Origin of the sequence: Granulicella mallensis (assembly GCF_014203225.1) — a bacterium.
Taxonomy (GTDB): domain Bacteria; phylum Acidobacteriota; class Terriglobia; order Terriglobales; family Acidobacteriaceae; genus Granulicella; species Granulicella mallensis_A.
Genome location: NZ_JACHIO010000018.1, coordinates 1 through 17291, shown reverse-complemented (window position 1 = coordinate 17291; position 17291 = coordinate 1). Strand labels below are relative to the sequence as shown.

Here is a 17291-nt window from a genome sequence, read left to right as displayed (position 1 = left end):
TTCCCTATGCAAAAACTCAAGCACATCATCAGCACGACACAGCTACTCAATCGGCCCCTGCAGGAGCATCTGTTCGCGTCCGCCGCACAGATGGAACGCGACGATGCGCAGCGTACCCTGGCGCGTCCGTTGAGCGGAAGAATTCTGGCGACGATCTTCTATGAGCCGAGTACGAGGACGAGGCTGTCCTTTGAAGCGGCCATGCAGAAGCTTGGCGGCGGTGTTCTTACTGTCGAGAATGCGCGAGATAGCTCTTCCGCGACCAAGGGTGAGTCCATCGCCGACTCTATCCGCGTGATCAGCGGTTACGCGGATGTAATCGCTCTGCGTCACTTTGAAGAGGGCACGGCGAAGATTGCTGCAAAGATGTCTCCCGTGCCGTTGATCAATGCGGGCGATGGCATTGGAGAGCATCCGACGCAGGCGCTTGCGGATATTTATACCATCGAGAAAGAGCTGGGTGGCAGGGAAGGCCTGCGCGTTGCGCTGGTCGGTGACCTGCTCTATGGAAGAACGATCCACTCGCTGCTTCCGCTGCTCTGCCTGTATCCGGGGGTGCAGATCGACCTGGTGTCGCCTGCGCAACTGCGCCTGCCGGCGAAGTATATTCAGCATCTCGAGCGGAAGGGTGTGAACTTCAGAGAGAGCGACAAGCTTGGAGCCAGCATCAAATCGGCGGACGTAATCTATGTCACGCGGGTTCAGAAGGAGCGGTTCGAATCGCCGCAGGAGTATGAGGCCATCAAGGACGTCTACCTGATCGACTCGAAGATTGCCGACAAGCTGAAGCGGCACGCTATCATTATGCACGCCCTGCCGCGGGTCAACGAGATTGCTCCAGAGGTAGACTCGAACTCGCGTGCAGCCTACTTCCGCCAGGCGAAGAATGCGTTGTATATTCGCATGGCGCTCTTGAATTATCTGCTGGCGTAGTGAGGGCGACCGAATCTCCGATTATGAAACCCCGGAGCGTTCGCCGGAATCACATATTCAAGGAAACGGATTACTGAACCAGGAGGAAAGAACGATGGCAAAGAAAAAGGATCTGCTCGCACGCCGCAAGGCTCCATTGACGACTCCCAGCGATATCGCCCCGGCGGCGGTGAAGAACATCACAGGCGCTCTGAATGCGCTGCTGGCGGATGTATTCGCGCTGTATCTCAAGACCAAGAACTTCCACTGGCACATGAGCGGTCCGCACTTCCGCGACTATCATCTGCTGCTCGATGAGCAGGGCGAACAGATCTTTGCCATCACAGACGATATCGCTGAGCGTGTACGCAAGATCGGCGGCATCACTGTGCGCTCCATCGGGCAGATCTCCCGGCTGCAACGCATCAAGGATAACGATGCCGAGTACGTCGATCCGCTCGACATGCTGAGCGAGCTTCGCGAGGACAATAAGGCACTCGTTCTGAGCATGCGCGCCGCACACGATCTGTGCGATGAAGCCGGTGACGTCGCAACGACGAGCCTGCTCGAGAACTGGATCGATGAAGCACAGCGCCGTAGCTGGTTCCTGTTCGAGAGCACACGTAAGGGCTAACTGGCTTTCGTCAGGTACCAAGTCCAAGAGGCATACCGCAAAGGTATGCCTCTTGGACTTGAGGACGATGAGGTCGGCTCAGGACTTGTCCACGTCCGCTGTGCCGATTCGTCCGCGTTGGTGTTGTAGAAACGCGCCGCCCGGTGTTTGACGCTGTGGGTCAAGCATAGGTTCTGTCTGTGATGGAAATCTTTACGGCTTGTCGATTCCGCTGTACAGCCCAGAAGAAATTGCTGTACCCCTACGTTCTTATTCAATCCCCCACAGACTCTCAGGATGACGCGTTTGTGGGGGATTGAACCAAGAACATAGGGGATAGCTTCTTGACTTCATTAAGCGTAGTCTTCGCTAACCGTCGCATCGGAGCCTTCTCCAACCTTCAGGGAACGGAGCAGGAGTGTCAGCGAAGTGCTGATTAGAAGGTTCAATAACAGGGCGGGCACGGCGGCGTACATTGCGTAGGTTCCACCGAAGAGATGCAGCGGATACACGGAGCTCTTCAGTCCCAGGGAGACGGCCATCTGCGTGCCCCAGAACATGCCTGCGGCCCAGCCGCAGAGCAGTGCCCAAGGATTCATCCAGCGGGTGAAGGCCCCGATGACGACTGAGGGAAAGAGCTGCGCGATCCAGATGCCGCCGAGTAGTTGCATCTCGATGGCGTAGGGCGTGGGCAGCTTGAGCACAAAGGCCAGCGCGCCAAATTTTACGGCGAGGCTCACGATCTTCGCCGTGGTCGATTCGCCGCGGTCGCTCAACCTGGTGCGGCGGAACTCACCCAGCAGATTGCGGGTGAAGAGGTTTGCCGCGGCAATCGACATGATGGCCGCGGGCACCAACGCTCCAACAGCGATGGCCGCCAGGCAGAAGCCGGCGAACCACTCTGGAAACATCTTGAGAAAGAGCAATGGAACGGCGGCGCTGGTGTCCTTCGTCGCCACGCCTGCGGCCAGGGCGATGAATCCGAGCAGGGCGACCAGCCCCAGCAGAAAGCTGTACGCGGGCAGCAGAGCGGCGTTGCGGCGGATGACGTTGCCATCCCTGGCGCTGAGGATGGCTGTCGCGGTATGCGGATAAAGCATCAGCGCGATCGCGCTGCCGATGGCCAGCGTCGAGTAGCCGAGAAACTGCTGGGGACGCAGGAAGATCGATCCCGGAGGCGTATGCAGGGAGAGCTGCTGATTTGCGACGGTGAAGATATGAGCGTAGCCACCGAGCTTGATCGGCAGAAGGATGATCGCGGCAGCGACCATGATGTACAGCATCACGTCTTTGACGATGGCGATGACCGCAGGCGCACGCAGGCCGCTCGAGTAGGTGTAAGCCGCGAGCACGAGGAAGGCGATGACCAGTGGCGCTTCGCCGTGCAGACCCATCACGCTGAAGACGACGCGCATGCCCACAAGCTGCAGCGCGATGTAGGGCATCAGTGCGAGGATGCCGGTGACTGCAATCGCTACCGCGAGCCAGCGATTGCCATAGCGTCCACGCACGAAGTCGGCCAGTGTCACATAGCCGTTGTGCTGGCATACGCGCCACAGCCTCGGCATCACGACCATCATGTAGGGGTAGGCGATGATGACATAGGGCAACGCAAAGAAGCCCATGGCGCCCGCGCCGTAGAGTGCTGCGGGGACGGCAATCACCGTGTAGGCCGTGTAGAGATCGCCACCGACCAGGAACCACGTAATCCATGTGCCGAAGCTGCGCCCGGCGAGACCCCACTCCTCCAGCGAGTGCATTCCGGCATCGGGTCTGCGCCAGCGCGCGGCCATAAAGCCTGCCACTGTGACGAAGAGAAAGAAGAAGCAGAAGACCGCGAGGGCTGTGGTGTGCATAGGGAATTGGTGGTGCTGTTGTCGTTGTTCTTGCGCTCGGAATGACAACCAGAAAAGCAAAAGCAAGAACAAAAGCGCTGTTGCCTACTTCCTGCTACTGCAGCTTTCCGTCGTTCAGGTCGTAGACTACGATGCCGAGATCGTTGAGGGTTCCAACGGCGGTCTCCATGGTGCGGCGGACCTGCGGCTGGGCGCTGGCTGGAACCTTGTGTGCTTCTTCGATCGCGATGACACGACCATAGGGCCAGGAAGTTTGTGGGACCGCACTGATGGCCTCGCCCAGCTTCTCCATGCTCAGGTTCAGCTCCTGCCGCCGTGCGCCGACAGGGCGAAGGATGCCGCCTGCACCGTAGTCGCTGGTGTTGGCGTCAGCCAGCAGGACATGTAGGGTTACCATGCCGGCCTGTACGGTGACGTAGGGGTTCTCCCAGCTTTCATAGGTATGCACCGCCATGTATCGGTTTTTCGAGGGAGGAGGGATGCTATCCAACTGCTCCCTTTCTGCTTCTAACACTGCATGCTGGTCGGCGACGGCCTGAGCGCTGGCAGGGGCCGAGGTGGAGTGTCCGTGGCAACCGGCGAGGGGCAGGACAAGCAGAAGAGAGAGGCAGAGGGCGCGTGTATTCACCGCAACAGGATAACAAGCGCCGCTTTGGCTGCGTTTTAGAAACTGGAGGAGAACTAGTGGTGTTCGGCTATTCTCAGAAGATGTGGAGTACCCGAACTACGGGCGACATGGACCGTTGGTGGCGTCTGCCGGTTTCGGAGCTTCTGCTTGCGTGCGTCTTTCTCTGGTTTTTGCCAATCCTGGCCTGTGCTCAGCAGCCATCCGTGCCTGCAGCCACGCCACAGGCGGTAACGCCGCCACAGGTCGTAACGCCTCAAGGACAGCTTCCTGGAAGCATCAGCGGCATCGTGATCGATGTTGGGGGAACTGTGGTCGCAGGGGCCCATGTGACGCTTGTGACGGGGAGCTCTGCGCAGGCGCGCGAAGCGACGACCGACGCCGGGGGAGCTTTTGTCTTTCCGGACGTAGCAGCGGGAGACTTCAAGCTCACGGTCACCTGCGAAGGGCTCGAACCCACCCTCACCTCGGGAACCATGCAGGCTGGCGAAACCTATCTGGTGCCGAAGATCGTTCTACGCGTAGCGACCGCCCATACGAGCGTGGATGTAACGCTCTCGCGCTACGAACTGGCGGAGCCAGAGGTAAAGGCTGCGGAGCAGCAGCGACTGGTGGGAGCTATTCCCAACTACTACGTCTCCTATGACTGGAACGCCCCTCCGATGGCGAAGAGACAGAAGTTCGAGCTTGCGTGGAAGTCCACGATCGATCCTTCAAGCTTTGTGATCGAAGCGGGATTTGCAGGAATCCAGCAATGGCAGAACGATTATCCCGGGTTCGGACGGGGAGCGGAAGGCTACGGGAAGCGCTTTGGCGCTGGCATGGCTACCGAGAGTACCGGCAATATTCTTGGCGGTGCTGTGTTTCCGATCCTCTTCCGGCAGGACCCGCGATACTTTTACAAGGGCACCGGCAGCTTCTGGTCACGGGCAGGTTATGCGCTGTCGACGGCGGTCATCATTCGGGGCGATAACGGGCGCTGGCAGCCGAGCTACTCCGGCATCCTGGGCAACTTCAGTGCCGCAGGCCTCTCGAACTTTTACTATCCCGCCAGCAGCCGCCAGGGCGCGGGCCTGACTATCTCCAACGGGCTGGTCGGCATAGCCTTCAATGGTGCGAGCAACGTGTTGCAGGAGTTCGTCCTGCGTAAGCTCACAACGCATTCAAGCAAGAAGTAGGGCTCAGGGCGTAGGGCTCAGGGTTTAGAGGACAGCGGAACGTAGCTGCCTTTGTCTTTGCTTCTGTCGTTGTCTTGCTGTTGTTCTTGCCTTTTTGGTTGTCATTCCGAGGCGCAGCCGAGGAATCTGCTTCCTCCCGTTCTTCGTTCGTGCCACCTCTAAAATATGTGAATTAGAACTGCATCCGGTTTGATCTGACAATGCTTGTGGTGGCACTGGCAAAAGCGGGAGGAAGCAGATTCCCTGCGGGAATGACAACTAGAAAAGCAAAGATAAAAGCAAATAGCAACTGTGTCGTGTTTGCATTTGCTGAGCCCTGAGCCCTGAGCCCTGAGCCCTGAGCCCTGAGCCCTGAGCCCTGAGCCCTCCCCTACCTCCCCTGCCAGACTGCGGGCCGCTTCGCCAGAAACGCCGTCAGCCCTTCCTGCTTGTCAGCCGTACCACATAGCCGTCCGAAGATATCTGCTTCGGCGCGGAGGCCTTCGGCCAGTGGCAATCCTTGGCCGCGGTCGACCGCTTCCAGCACGCCGGAGATGGCCAGCGGCGCCATGACGGCAATCGTCTCGGCAAGTTGCCGTGCGCGCGCCATCAGCTCTGCCGCAGGCACAACCTCTTCCACCAGCCCGATCCGCAGTGCTTCATGAGCATCGACGATGCTTGCAGTCAGCATCATGCGCAGGGCCGCGCCGTGACCGATCAGACGCGTCAGCCGCTGCGTCCCTCCATAGCCTGGGATGAGCCCCAGCTTTACTTCCGGCAGGCCGAGCCGCGCCTTGTCGCTGGCAATGCGCAGCGTACAGGCCAGGGCCAGTTCGCAGCCGCCGCCCAGCGCGACGCCGTTCACACAGGCGATCACCGGCTTGCCGCAGCGCTCGATCTGCGCGAAGACCTGTTGGCCACGATCGGAGATCTGTCTGCCGGAGAGAGCATCGGTCTCAAGCAGGCCGCGAATATCCGCGCCGGCGGCGAAGGCGCGGTCGCCTGAACCGGTCAGCAGGATGACGCGCACGGCCTCGTCACTCGCCAGCGTGCTGAAGGTGTGCACGAGTTCATCGAACATCGTGGCGTCGAGCGCGTGCAGTACCTCGGGGCGATCGAGAGTGACGGTTGCAATCGCGCCTTCACGTTCGTGCCGCAGTGTCTTGTGACGAATTGGTTCGGACATAAAATCACCCCTTTTGAAGGGTACGGCCTTCAGGCCGTACGGAAACAACTGCAAATATAACGCGGCTTTAGCCACGGAGAGACTCTCCACAAGCGGATATTCCCTCCGTGGCTAAAGCCACAGTGTCAAAGAGGACTGAACGGCGGAACTCAAGTTCTGCCCCTTCAAAACAAAGATGTCTTCCATGAACGCTTCACCCCACAGTGTCTGCTTTACCCCAAGCTGACGATACAATCGAACCTATGATTAAGGGAATTACATCGGTTGCGGCTATCGCTTCGGACGAAGGATTCGACAGGCTCAACAGCCTGTTTCGCGCATTGGGTTTTGAAGAAGGCAAGGGCTGGAACGACAGCTCCGGACGCGGTGCGGCGTTTCTCGCTCCGGTAGGGAATCTGGAGCTCATTACCGGCCGTGCACCCGCCGTTCCGGGGCTGCTGGTCGAGGTTACGCAGCTGGATGCTGTGTATGCTGCCGTGCAGGGCTGGCTTGCCGCGCAGAGCGCAGAGAACGTCAGCGCCGCGAAGCTCACCGAGGTTGCGCCGACGCATTGGAACTCGCGCCTCTTCACGGTCGATCTTGCGGCCGGGTTGCAGCTTGGTTTCTGGGAGTCGGAGAATCCTCTCCACAACCGTCCGATCGCCGTGGAAGGTGACCTCTCGGCGGCAGGCAAAAAGTTTGCGATCGTTGTCGCGCGCTGGAACGCGGTGATCACCGATCGCCTGCTGCAGGGCTCGCTCGATGCGCTGCATCGCAGCGGTTGTGCGAAGGACGACGTCGAGATTGTGCGCGTCCCCGGTGCGTGGGAGATTCCCTCCGCCGCACGCACGTTGGCCGAGTCCAAGCGCTTCGCCGGTGTGATCACCCTGGGTGTTCTGCTGCGTGGCGAGACGGCGCACTATGAGGCCATCTACACCGAAGTCGCGCGCGGGATCGGGCAGTCGCAGCAGGAGACCGGCATTCCCCATGGCTTTGGTGTTCTTACCTGCGAGACGCTCGAACAGGCGCTCGACCGCGCCGGACTGAAGGCTGGGAACAAGGGCTTCGAGGCGGCGATTGCGGTCATCGAGATGGCGTCGATTCAAGGCAAGCTGGCAGGGAAGAACTAATGGGCACCCGCCGCAAGTCCCGTGAGTTAGCCATGCAGATGCTCTTCCAGGGCGACCTCGGCAAGCAGAAGCCGGAAGAGGTCGAAGAGTTGTTTTGGGCGTCGCGCGAAGATGTCGATGACGAGACGCGCGGCTTTGCCGACGATCTCCATCGCCTCGCTACGCAGCGCGAGGACGAGGTTGATGCGTTGATCCAGAAGCATGCGCAGAACTGGCGGCTGGAGCGTATGCCGGTCGTCGATCGTAACCTGCTGCGCACAGCTGTCGCGGAGATGGTGGGATATCCCAAGACACCCGCCGCGGTCATCATCAATGAGACGCTGGAGATCGCCCGCCGCTATGCCGCACCGGAGAGCATTCATTTTCTGAATGGTGTTCTGGATGCGATCGGACGCGAGTTGCTGGAAGTCCGATTGAAGCTATAAAAAGCAGCAAAACAGATCCAGGAATCAGGAAACAGAAAACACTGCAATAAGAAAGGCCCTCCGATTTGGAGGGCCTTTCTTATTGCAGTGCTTATGACTTACAGCGTGGTGGACTTCTTCGGACGCTGTACCAGCAGGTTGGGTGTGCCGACCGTGACATTGGCCGGGCAGGGAGGAGTGGCGACGATATAGGTGCTGCCGGTTGCGCAGGGAAGGTTCGGCACAATCGGAGTGCCTGAATCGGCTGCCGTTGGCGTTGAGCCGCTGGTGTTGACTGAGATGATGTGAACCAGGTTGTCACCCGACGTCCCTGCATAGAAGCTCAGGTTGTCGGTGCTGAAGACACCTGCCACGGGAGCCAGGCTCGCTCCGCCTGTCAGGGTGACGGGAGTGATCGTGCCCTTGCCGCCTGAACCGGGGATGAGGTACATCGGCAGAATTCCGCTTGAACCCATGTAGGTAACGAACGATACTGTCGAGCTGCTCGCAGGGACTACGCCGGTAATGCTGGTGGCTGTAACACCCGTAAGCGGATAGGTCATGGCCGAGCTGGTGAAGTAATTCGGCGGGACGACCGTGGGGCAGGCCTGGAGGGTTGCAATACCATTTTGTGAAGTGGCTGGCAGCGTAACGCTGACGTCCGAGAGAATTAATCCCGAAGCTTGCGCTCCAAGGATGTGCTTGCCATCTGCCGTTGCAGCCAGACGATCGGTGAGGGCGGTTGCATTGGTATCGGCTATCGGATACAGAGCGTTTGTGGCGATAGGCGGAGTGCCGGCGCCAAAGCTGCTGCTGGAGCAATAGCTGCGGGCCTCGGTGCTCTTATCCCCGGCAAAGTAGGCTCCAATAGCTGGAACCATCACCGCCACGTCGTTATAGGGCTGATCCGGCGCAATTGCCGTCCAGCCGTTGAAGAGCGAGTGCACCAGCAACTGCGCAGGGCCCAGTGTTCCAGGGGTGGCAGACTGAGCGGTTCCGGTGATGTAAACAGTCTGGCTGTCAGGAGACCATTCCGCGTGGGTTCCAACACCGTTATAGGTTGCTGTGATCGTGCCGGTGCTGGAAACCAGTGTGACTGTCTGCCGTGTAGGGTCTGTTACCGCCAGTGTTGAACCATCGGGTGAAACGGCAAGTACTGAGCCGACGACGTTGGTATTAGCCGAAGACACTGAATTGCTCGCCGTGGCAAATGTCATGAGCGCCTGGGTGCTGCCCATATAGATGGTTGTGCCGTCCTGGGTGATCACCATCGAGTTCGGGACGTACGGCAACTTGACCAGGGGAGGCTGCTGGTTGGTAGTGAAATCCAGCGGGTAGAGATACTGCGACTGCGTACTGGCGACATACAGCACCGTAGAACTGTTGGCGACGGTGTTGACTGTAATGCCGTTCGACGTAATTGGCTTGCCATTGCCGTTCAGTCCGATCTGGCTGAACGGGGCTGGGTTGCAGCCGCCGCTGTTACCCGGTTGGCAGACGGCGGTAATGGTTGCCGATCCTGGGAATATAGGGGTAACCGTGGCCGCGCCAGGAAGTGTCTCCGGGGTGGTCGAGGTGTACTCCAGGGTGAGCCCAGTGATGGCGTGCCCGAGTGTATCCAGTACCTGTGCTGTGAACGGCTGCGTGTTGTTCAGAGCGACGCTGATGGGGCCCTGGGGGTTGGGCTGTCCCTGAGCGGTGAGGACGATCGACGCCGGCGGGCAGGTGGAGAAGTACCCTGCTGTGTCGGCCGAACCTGAACTCGAGACGGTAGCGGTGATCGTGGCTGAACCAGGCTGTTGCGCTGTGGCTACGCCGCTCTCGTCAATGGTGACGACGTTATTCGTTCCCTGCGCGGCAAAGCTCAGGTTGCCAACGTCGCAGGTGATATTGTCAGCGGGGTTCGTCGTTCCATTGGTGTAGACCTTTGCCACGAGCCTGGCAGTCTGGGTCTGCGAAAGGCAACTGACTCCGTCGTAGATGACGTTCGTAGAGGGAGCGGTGGTGGCCGTCGGGCAGCACTCGCTCGAGGGATCCGTTACCGTGGGATTTGGTCCGCCTTGGCATGCTGGGGTTCCACCTCCAATGGTGACGCTGGTTACCGTCGGATGCACATAGACGGGGATCGCGTTACTGGTAGCACCGTTCCCCGTGGCCGTAACGAAGTACAGGTGGGTCGACGAAGGCACCTTCGGAGCAGTGCAGGTGGTGAAGTCGGCGATACCCGAGCCCGAGTTGCGGTTCCAGGAACCAGCGCATACCGAACCGGTTCCGGGATTGATGTCGGCATTGGTCAGCGACGTATCCGAGGTGGCATAGGTAAACGACTTGACCGAGACCGCATTGCCTTTGCAGTCAATGGCGTTCGCATTGAGTGCCTGGCCGATCTGGCCATAGCTGAGCGATTCGTCGGTTGTTGCCAGCGTGGCCGACAACGTAATGCTCGCTACCTGTCCAACGACCGGGCCGGAGTCCAGGCCGTTGCAAAATTGCGCAGGCGTACTCTTGCTGCAACCGGCCACAGACAGGCCGAAAGGCACAGTAAAGAAAATAAGAACCAACAGACTGACTAACCGCCGCACTCAGACCTCCCCGTCCAACCGGAACTCAAGCTGAACGGTCAAACCGCCAACCGCTGAAACTCCGAGTGTCCAGTTTAGGGGTTGGACGGGCCACGAGCAAATGGGAAAGACAGAAATACCAAACAGCGAATAGGAAACAGCGAAAATTGGGGTTCTCTGGCGGTCGCAGATACTCCCCAACTCTCGCTGTTGCCTGGTTGCTACTTCTCGTTTACTGCTTTTCCGGCATGTTCTCCGCGAACCATTTCACTTCGCGCTCCTTGCGGTCGCGAATGTGATCGGGGTTTCGGAAGCCGTGGCCTTCATTTGGATAGATCACGAGCTGTGTTTTGACGCCGAGATCGCGCAGCGCGTGCCAGAACTCGAAGCTTTGCGGCGCGGGGCACTCGCCATCGCGATCGCCTACGATGACGAGCGTCGGTGTCTTCACATTCTTGATGTAGGTGATCGCTGAGCTCTTCGCGTAGACCGCCGGATCGTCATAGACGCTGGCGCCGAAGAACGGAATCATCCACTGGTCAATAGAGTTTTCGCCGTAGTAACTCAGCCAGTCGCTCAGACCTGCGCCCGCAATGGCTGCGCGGAAGCGATGGGTCTGCGTGACGGCGAACATGGTCATGAAGCCTCCGTAGCTCCAGCCTGTCAGCCCTTCACGGTTCTTGTCGACGGAGACCTTCGCTTCGACGGCGTCCATCCCCTTGAGGATGTCGCGAAGGTCGCCATAGCCGAAGTCCTTGCGATTGGCCTGTGTAAAGGCTTCGCCCTGGCCAAAGCTGCCGCGCGGATTCGGCTGGAATTCAAAGTAGCCTTCCTCGGCCCATGACGAACCGCCCCAGCGCGAGCCGGTCGAGGCTGAGGGGCCGCCGTGCACGGTCACGATCATCGGATATTTTTTGGCGGGATTGTAGTTCTTCGGATAGGTCAACCAGCCCTGTACGTGGAGGCCTTCGTTCTCCCACTCGATGGACTCGGTGCGTGCGAGCGGCTTTGCGCCGTCGTTCAGGTGCGTCATCTGGCGGAGAGCATCGCCGGCGCCGGCCCACAGCTCTGGCGCCATGTCGTGGCCACTCTTCACAAAGGCCAGAACGCCATTGCTGGAGAAGCCGACGGCGTCCTTGATCTGCCCGCCGCTGACCGTCGCTTCACCCAGGTCGATGACGCTGTCCGGAATCATCGACCGTGTGGCGACGTTGTAGTCCGATAGCACAGTGTGGCCGCGGCGGTCTTCGACGAAGCCGACGCTCTTGTCGTTAATCCAGGCTTCGAAACCGGGGGTGCCATCGATGTTGGGGGTGATGTCGGTGGGCTCGCCGCCCTTCGCGTCGACGACCCAGACATCGCCGCCGGTAGAGCCCTGATCGCTCATCAGGCCGCCGATAAGGGCGATGCGCTTGCCGTCCGGCGACCAGCGGGGAACGGCGATCTGGAGGCCATGCAGCGGGCCGGTGACGGTGTTCGGATCGAGGACAACGGCAGGTTCCTCATGCGCCTGTTCACCGCGTGGAAGCACAGTCTGGGCGTAGAGCTTTGCGATCCACCAGTTGTTCTCTCCCGGAGGATTCGCGGCGATGAAGGCAACCTGCCGGGAGTCGGGCGACCAGGCAAATTCGTAGACGTGCAGGCTGGGAGCTGTCTCCCAGTTCTCCTGCCCATCGGCGGTGCTGACAGCGTAAACCTGCTGAATCTCTACGCCATCTTCGCCGATGACGCCGTCCCACGGCTTCATCGCGTCGAGCGCGCCGGCCGAGCGCGTAGCGTTCTTCACGAACAGAAAGGCGATCTGCTTGCCATCCGGCGACCAGGCAGGCTGTTCGATGTTTCCTGTCACATGCGTGAGCTGCTTGATCTCGCCTGTTGCTTTGGACCACAGAAAGATCTGTTCCTGGTCCGTCTTGGCATCCTTGCCGGTGCAGGAGGAAGTAAAGGCCAACGTCTGGCTATCGGGCGACCAGACGGGGGACCCGCTGGAGCAGTCGCTGGTACCGTGTGGTGTGACCAGCTTGGCGTCGTCAAAGTGCGCCAGTTCTGCAACGTGGATCGTCGAGTCCTCACGGCCGCGTAGCGTCCACGCCAGGGTCGAACCATTGGGAGAGATTGCTACGGCTCCCGGAGCATTGACGCGTGCTGTCGCCTGCGTCAAGCCTGGAACTGTGGGGAGGAAAAGACAGGCTGCGAGGAGAGGCAGGCGGGTACAGCTCGGCAATAAGTTCATGCACGAAAGCGTATCACTGAGAGTGCGTATTAATCAGAATTGATTCTCGATATCCGGTGAACCTGAATCTCGCGCAGCACGGAAAACCCCATGCGCCGATAGAGCTCAATGGCGGTCTGGTTTGCCGAAGCCACGTGCAGGCACGAGGTGCGACCGGCGTCGCGGTGGTTCTGCCGCAACTGCGTCATGATTCGCGGCGCATAGCCTTTGCCTCGGTGTTCCGGATGGGTGCAGACGCCGCTGATCTCACGCCAGGGATTCATGATCATCCGCTCGCCTCCCATGGCGATCAGCTTTCCGTTCTCCCATACGCCGTAGTAACTGCCCATCAAGCAGGTACGGCTGCGAAAGAAGCCAGGAAAGGCAATCGAGGTGAGCTCCACCATGGCGGCTGCATTGGCACAGGTGAGCGGGGCAATTTCGATGGGCTTCGTTTCAGGGAGGGCTGATGCCAGCGGGAAGACCATCTGCAGGCAGGCAAAGGTGCCCTCCGAAAGCAGGCCAGCTACCTCCGGCGGTTTTTCATTGACTACATGGGTGCTCTCGCCGGGCAGAAGCAGGGAATGCAGCTCGCGGAGCGCTTCGGGGGTGTTTTCGGCCACTGCGGCGAAGGGAGCGACATCCTGCGGGTACTTGCAGGCTCTTCCTGCGGTCAGAGCGAGCCCCTGATGGGTCGTCTGCAGCGCATTCCAGACCGGGTTGGCGAAGGGATCGATGCTCAAAATTGGGTAAATTCCTGTTACCAGCATAGCGGAGACCGCAATTTCCTTGACGCCCCACCACTCTCTTGCTACAGTAAAAAGGTTCCGCGAGTATCCGGAACGTACCGTCAGCAAGAGGTTCTAGCGGCAGGCAAGGCTTCAGTGCCTGCGCTACACTGGATACAAGAGATATACCGCAGGATTCCCACGGATAGCAGATGAGGGGAGTCGGTAAGTCTGCGGTTGGCGTTAGCCTATCGATCGCGCCTGCGACACCCTCCACCTTGGACGGGCTATGTGGGCCGGAACAGCGAAACGGAGCCGGACTTGGAGCGATGCTCTGAACCTCTCGGTCACCGTCGACTGTTATTTGCCTTTGAGTAGTTGCAGTACACGCAGTGAGCAGTACGGCCGCGTGCAGGATTCAGAACTTCGCCGAGGCGTGTCCACACGTCTCGCCTTCTGTGCGTTTGTGCGCCGGAAGTAGCGCGATAGGAGCTGCCCTGCATCGAGCCCATAGCAAATTGGGCAATACCCGAAAGAATGTAGCCTCGGGTAGTTCCGAAGGAGTTTTACAGTGCCTACGTTTCATCAGCTCGTAAAGCAGGGCCGCACGCCGACCCGCTACAAGACCGCCTCACCTGCGCTGCAGGGTTCGCCCCAGCGTCGTGGTGTTTGCACTCGCGTCTACACTCAGACCCCCAAGAAGCCGAACTCGGCGCTGCGTAAGGTTGCGCGTGTTCGCCTGACCAACGGCATTGAGGTCACCACCTATATCCCGGGCATCGGCCACAACCTGCAGGAGCACTCGATTGTGCTCATCCGCGGCGGCCGTGTGAAGGATCTGCCGGGTGTTCGTTATCACGTGGTTCGGGGAACGCTCGACTCGGTCGGCGTTGCCAACCGCAAGCAGAGCCGCTCGAAGTATGGCGCGAAGCGTCCGAAGGCTGCTGCCAAGTAAAGATTTGTGACGGGCCCGCAGGGAAGCAGATTCCCTGCGGGGATGACAAAAGAAAAGCAAGAACAAGCTCAGCTCGTGAGAAGTCACCGCGCTGAGGGAAGACGAGAAAGAAGAGAATGCCTAGAAAAGGTTACATCGCCAAGCGTGAAGTCGCATCCGATCCGATTTACGGTTCGACCCTGGTAACGAAGTTCGTCAACAGCATGATGTGGGGTGGTAAGAAGTCCACCGCGCAGGGAATCTTCTACGAGGCGATGACCAACCTCGAAGCGAAGGGTGGCGATGAAGCCCTCAAGCTCTTCAAGAAGGCTGTCGAGAACGTCAAGCCCATGCTGGAAGTGAAGTCTCGCCGTGTTGGCGGTGCGAACTATCAGGTGCCGATCGAAGTCAATCCTGAGCGCCGCACCTCGCTGGCGATTCGCTGGCTCGTGACCTACGGTCGCGCCCGTGGCGAAAAGGGAATGGTTGAGAAGCTCACGGCTGAGCTGCTGGACGCGGCTAACGGCCGCGGCGCCGCGATGAAGAAGAAGGAAGACGTTCATCGTATGGCTGAAGCAAACAAGGCCTTCGCTCACTACCGCTGGTAGTTGCGGATTGGAAATAGGGGACAGGAGACAGCAAGACTCCTGCGCCGATTGAAGTTTGGCTGACCGCGAGCGCAAGCTCGCAGAAAAGATACGAATCGTGGCACGCACAGTACCTCTCGCAAAATGTCGGAATATTGGCATCATGGCTCACATCGACGCCGGCAAGACGACGACGACCGAGCGCATCCTCTTCTATACGGGTGTCAATCACCGTATCGGTGAGGTGCACGAGGGCACCGCAACCATGGACTGGATGGAGCAGGAGCAGGAGCGTGGCATCACGATCACCTCTGCTGCGACCACCTGCACCTGGAACGGTATTCGCATCAACATCATCGATACTCCGGGTCACGTGGACTTCACCGCTGAGGTGGAGCGTTCTCTGCGTGTACTCGATGGCGCAGTCGCCTGTTTTGATGCGGTCGCCGGCGTTCAGCCCCAGTCCGAGACGGTCTGGCGTCAGGCCGATAAGTACAAGGTTCCCCGGGTTTGCTTCATCAACAAGATGGACAAAGCCGGCGCGGATGCGGTCTACGCAACTTCGACGATCGTTGATCGCCTTGGTGCGCGTGCGATTCCTATCAACATTCAGATCGGGGCCGAGGCAAAGTTTGCCGGCGTCGTCGACCTCGTTACGATGAAGGCTATCCTCTGGCACGACGAGACGATGGGTGCGGAGTACTCTATCGAAGAGATTCCTGCGGCTCTGCTTGATACGGCCAAGGCTGCCCGTAGCGTCCTGATCGAAGCTGTTGCCGATTCCGACGATACGATTATGAATCACTTCCTCGAAGGCTCTGAGCCGACCGAGGCAGAGCTCAAGGCTGGTATCCGCAAGGCGACCATCGCCATGAATATCTTCCCTGTGCTTTGTGGTTCGTCTTTCAAGAACAAGGGTGTGCAGACGCTGCTCGACGCTGTCGTCGACTATCTCCCCAGCCCGCTCGATATTCCTCCCATGATCGGTCACAACCCCGACAATATGGAGGAAGAGATTGTTCGCAAGGCTGACGATAGTGAGCCTCTTTCGGCGCTCGGCTTCAAGATCATGACCGATCCCTTTGTCGGACAGCTCATCTTTATCCGCATCTACTCTGGCGTTCTCAAGACCGGCGACACGACGCTGAATCCGCGCACCGGCAAGACTGAGCGTATTGGCCGTCTGTTGAAGATGCACGCCAATAAGCGTGAAGAGATTACTGAGATCATGGCTGGCGATATTTGCGCCGCTGTTGGTTTGAAGAACCTGGTTACCGGCGATACCATCTGCTCGGCTAAGGACCCGATCGTTCTTGAATCGATCGACTTCCCCAAGCCGGTCATTGAGGTTGCTGTCGAGCCGAAGACCAAGGCTGACCAGGAGAAGATGGGTGTTGCGCTTTCGAAGCTGGCGCAGGAAGACCCGACCTTCAACGTCCGTACGGATATCGACTCTGGCCAGACCATCATTGCCGGCATGGGCGAGCTGCACCTTGAGATCATCGTTGATCGCATGATGCGCGAGTACAAGGTTGAAGCCAACGTCGGCAAGCCGCAGGTCAACTACCGTGAAACCATCCGCGGAAACGCCGAAGCGGAAGGCAAGTACATCCGCCAGACCGGCGGTTCGGGTAACTATGGCCATGCGAAGATTCGCGTCTCGCCGAACGAGCCTGGCAAGGGTTATGAGTTCTCGAACGATACCAAGGGCGGCACGATTCCCAAGGAGTACATCAAGCCGATCGATCAGGGCATCCAGGAAGCGATGCTTGGCGGCGTTCTGGCTGGCTACGAGATGGTCGATGTGAAGGTTTCGCTCTATGACGGCAGCTACCACGACGTCGATTCGAACGAAATGGCATTCAAGATCGCCGGCTCGATGGCGTTCAAGGAAGCGGCCCGTAAGGCGAAGCCGGTTCTCTTGGAGCCTGTGATGGCTGTGGAAGTAACCGTTCCCGAAGACTACATGGGCACAATCATCGGCGACCTGAACGCTCGCCGTGGCCGCATTGAAGGTATGGAGATGGTGGGTAATACGCAGGCAATTCGCGCCAGCGTGCCACTCTCAACCATGTTTGGCTATGCGACTCACATGCGCGGTGCTACCCAGGGCCGTGCAAACTACTCGATGCAGTTCAAGCAGTACGAGGAAGCCCCTCGCTCGGTCTCGGAAGAGATTATTGCCAAGGTGCAGGGTAAGGACGCGAAGTAAGTACGACCACGAGATTGCAGTACAGCCAGCCGCGCGCTGGAGCCGGTGAAGTCTAGCCGGCGCGCGCAAAACGCCGCAAGGCAAGATTTCGCAACACATAACTACGGAGAGAGTCATGGCGAAGGAAAAGTTTGATCGCAGCAAACCGCATGTGAATATCGGGACGATTGGTCACATTGATCACGGCAAGACGAC

14 protein-coding genes are annotated in these 17291 nt (G+C 59.1%); 8 read left to right on the top strand and 6 right to left on the bottom strand.

The window, feature by feature from the left end:
* Nucleotides 1–6 precede the first annotated feature (6 nt).
* Together pyrB and HDF15_RS18960 are read left to right on the top strand one after the other, a co-directional pair.
* Nucleotides 7–933: an aspartate carbamoyltransferase gene (gene pyrB, locus HDF15_RS18965; RefSeq protein WP_014263790.1), complete on the top strand. Its 927-nt coding sequence runs from the start codon at nt 7–9 to the stop codon at nt 931–933.
* Nucleotides 934–1027: 94 nt separating this feature from the next.
* Nucleotides 1028–1546 carry a Dps family protein gene (locus tag HDF15_RS18960; RefSeq protein ID WP_184258379.1) on the top strand — a complete coding sequence of 173 codons (519 nt, stop codon included), beginning with the start codon at nt 1028–1030 and terminating at the stop codon, nt 1544–1546.
* 332 nt (nt 1547–1878) lie between these two features.
* On the opposite strand, the gene mctP is transcribed toward HDF15_RS18960, so the two are convergent.
* Together mctP and HDF15_RS18950 are read right to left on the bottom strand one after the other, a co-directional pair.
* Nucleotides 1879–3381: a monocarboxylate uptake permease MctP gene (mctP, locus tag HDF15_RS18955; RefSeq protein ID WP_184258377.1), complete on the bottom strand. Its 1503-nt coding sequence runs from the start codon at nt 3379–3381 to the stop codon at nt 1879–1881.
* A gap of 94 nt (nt 3382–3475) precedes the next feature.
* Nucleotides 3476–3835: a hypothetical protein gene (locus HDF15_RS18950; protein WP_260331185.1), complete on the bottom strand. Its 360-nt coding sequence runs from the start codon at nt 3833–3835 to the stop codon at nt 3476–3478.
* A 233-nt stretch (nt 3836–4068) separates the two neighbouring features.
* Between HDF15_RS18950 and HDF15_RS18945 the strand changes: the two genes are divergently transcribed.
* Nucleotides 4069–5184, top strand: coding sequence for a carboxypeptidase-like regulatory domain-containing protein (locus tag HDF15_RS18945; protein ID WP_184258372.1), 1116 nt, complete (start codon nt 4069–4071; stop codon nt 5182–5184).
* A gap of 370 nt (nt 5185–5554) precedes the next feature.
* Here the strand turns inward: HDF15_RS18945 and HDF15_RS18940 are convergent, their stop codons facing one another.
* Nucleotides 5555–6349, bottom strand: coding sequence for an enoyl-CoA hydratase/isomerase family protein (locus tag HDF15_RS18940; RefSeq protein WP_184258370.1), 795 nt, complete (start codon nt 6347–6349; stop codon nt 5555–5557).
* A gap of 242 nt (nt 6350–6591) precedes the next feature.
* Here HDF15_RS18940 and ribH point away from each other — a divergent pair, with 242 nt between their 5' ends.
* Together ribH and nusB are read left to right on the top strand one after the other, a co-directional pair.
* Complete coding sequence (ribH, locus tag HDF15_RS25565; RefSeq protein ID WP_221314516.1) at nt 6592–7458, top strand: 6,7-dimethyl-8-ribityllumazine synthase; 867 nt, start codon at nt 6592–6594, stop codon at nt 7456–7458.
* Nucleotides 7458–7883, top strand: coding sequence for a transcription antitermination factor NusB (gene nusB / locus HDF15_RS18930; RefSeq protein ID WP_014263798.1), 426 nt, complete (start codon nt 7458–7460; stop codon nt 7881–7883). Before ribH ends, nusB begins: the two co-directional genes overlap by 1 nt.
* A 98-nt stretch (nt 7884–7981) precedes the next feature.
* Here the strand turns inward: nusB and HDF15_RS18925 are convergent, their stop codons facing one another.
* The 3 genes from HDF15_RS18925 to HDF15_RS18915 all read right to left on the bottom strand — a co-directional run bounded on the left by HDF15_RS18925 (nt 7982) and on the right by HDF15_RS18915 (nt 13378).
* Nucleotides 7982–10444 (bottom strand): hypothetical protein, encoded by a 2463-nt coding sequence (locus HDF15_RS18925; protein WP_184258368.1) that lies wholly within the window; start codon nt 10442–10444, stop codon nt 7982–7984.
* A 211-nt stretch (nt 10445–10655) separates the two neighbouring features.
* Nucleotides 10656–12656, bottom strand: coding sequence for a S9 family peptidase (locus HDF15_RS18920; RefSeq protein WP_184258353.1), 2001 nt, complete (start codon nt 12654–12656; stop codon nt 10656–10658).
* 29 nt (nt 12657–12685) lie between these two features.
* Nucleotides 12686–13378, bottom strand: coding sequence for a GNAT family N-acetyltransferase (locus HDF15_RS18915; protein WP_184258351.1), 693 nt, complete (start codon nt 13376–13378; stop codon nt 12686–12688).
* A gap of 556 nt (nt 13379–13934) precedes the next feature.
* Here HDF15_RS18915 and rpsL point away from each other — a divergent pair.
* From rpsL to fusA, 3 genes are all read left to right on the top strand, one after another.
* Complete coding sequence (rpsL, locus tag HDF15_RS18910) at nt 13935–14318, top strand: 30S ribosomal protein S12 (protein ID WP_014263802.1); 384 nt, start codon at nt 13935–13937, stop codon at nt 14316–14318.
* A 116-nt stretch (nt 14319–14434) separates the two neighbouring features.
* Nucleotides 14435–14905: a 30S ribosomal protein S7 gene (gene rpsG, locus HDF15_RS18905; RefSeq protein ID WP_184258349.1), complete on the top strand. Its 471-nt coding sequence runs from the start codon at nt 14435–14437 to the stop codon at nt 14903–14905.
* 97 nt (nt 14906–15002) lie between these two features.
* Nucleotides 15003–17096, top strand: a complete 2094-nt coding sequence (gene fusA / locus HDF15_RS18900; protein WP_184258347.1) for an elongation factor G — start codon at nt 15003–15005, stop codon at nt 17094–17096.
* The last annotated feature ends 195 nt before the right edge of the window (nt 17097–17291 follow it).

Bases quoted from the DNA above. Each gene is read 5' to 3' on its own strand.
- pyrB (WP_014263790.1), top strand. From the start codon at position 7: ATGCAAAAACTCAAGCACATCATCAGCACGACACAGCTACTCAATCGG.
- rpsG (WP_184258349.1), top strand. From the start codon at position 14,435: ATGCCTAGAAAAGGTTACATCGCCAAGCGTGAAGTCGCATCCGATCCG.
- HDF15_RS18960 (WP_184258379.1), top strand. From the start codon at position 1,028: ATGGCAAAGAAAAAGGATCTGCTCGCACGCCGCAAGGCTCCATTGACG.
- mctP (WP_184258377.1), bottom strand. From the start codon at position 3,381: ATGCACACCACAGCCCTCGCGGTCTTCTGCTTCTTCTTTCTCTTCGTC.
- HDF15_RS18920 (WP_184258353.1), bottom strand. From the start codon at position 12,656: ATGAACTTATTGCCGAGCTGTACCCGCCTGCCTCTCCTCGCAGCCTGT.
- nusB (WP_014263798.1), top strand. From the start codon at position 7,458: ATGGGCACCCGCCGCAAGTCCCGTGAGTTAGCCATGCAGATGCTCTTC.
- ribH (WP_221314516.1), top strand. From the start codon at position 6,592: ATGATTAAGGGAATTACATCGGTTGCGGCTATCGCTTCGGACGAAGGA.
- HDF15_RS18940 (WP_184258370.1), bottom strand. From the start codon at position 6,349: ATGTCCGAACCAATTCGTCACAAGACACTGCGGCACGAACGTGAAGGC.
- HDF15_RS18950 (WP_260331185.1), bottom strand. From the start codon at position 3,835: ATGGCGGTGCATACCTATGAAAGCTGGGAGAACCCCTACGTCACCGTA.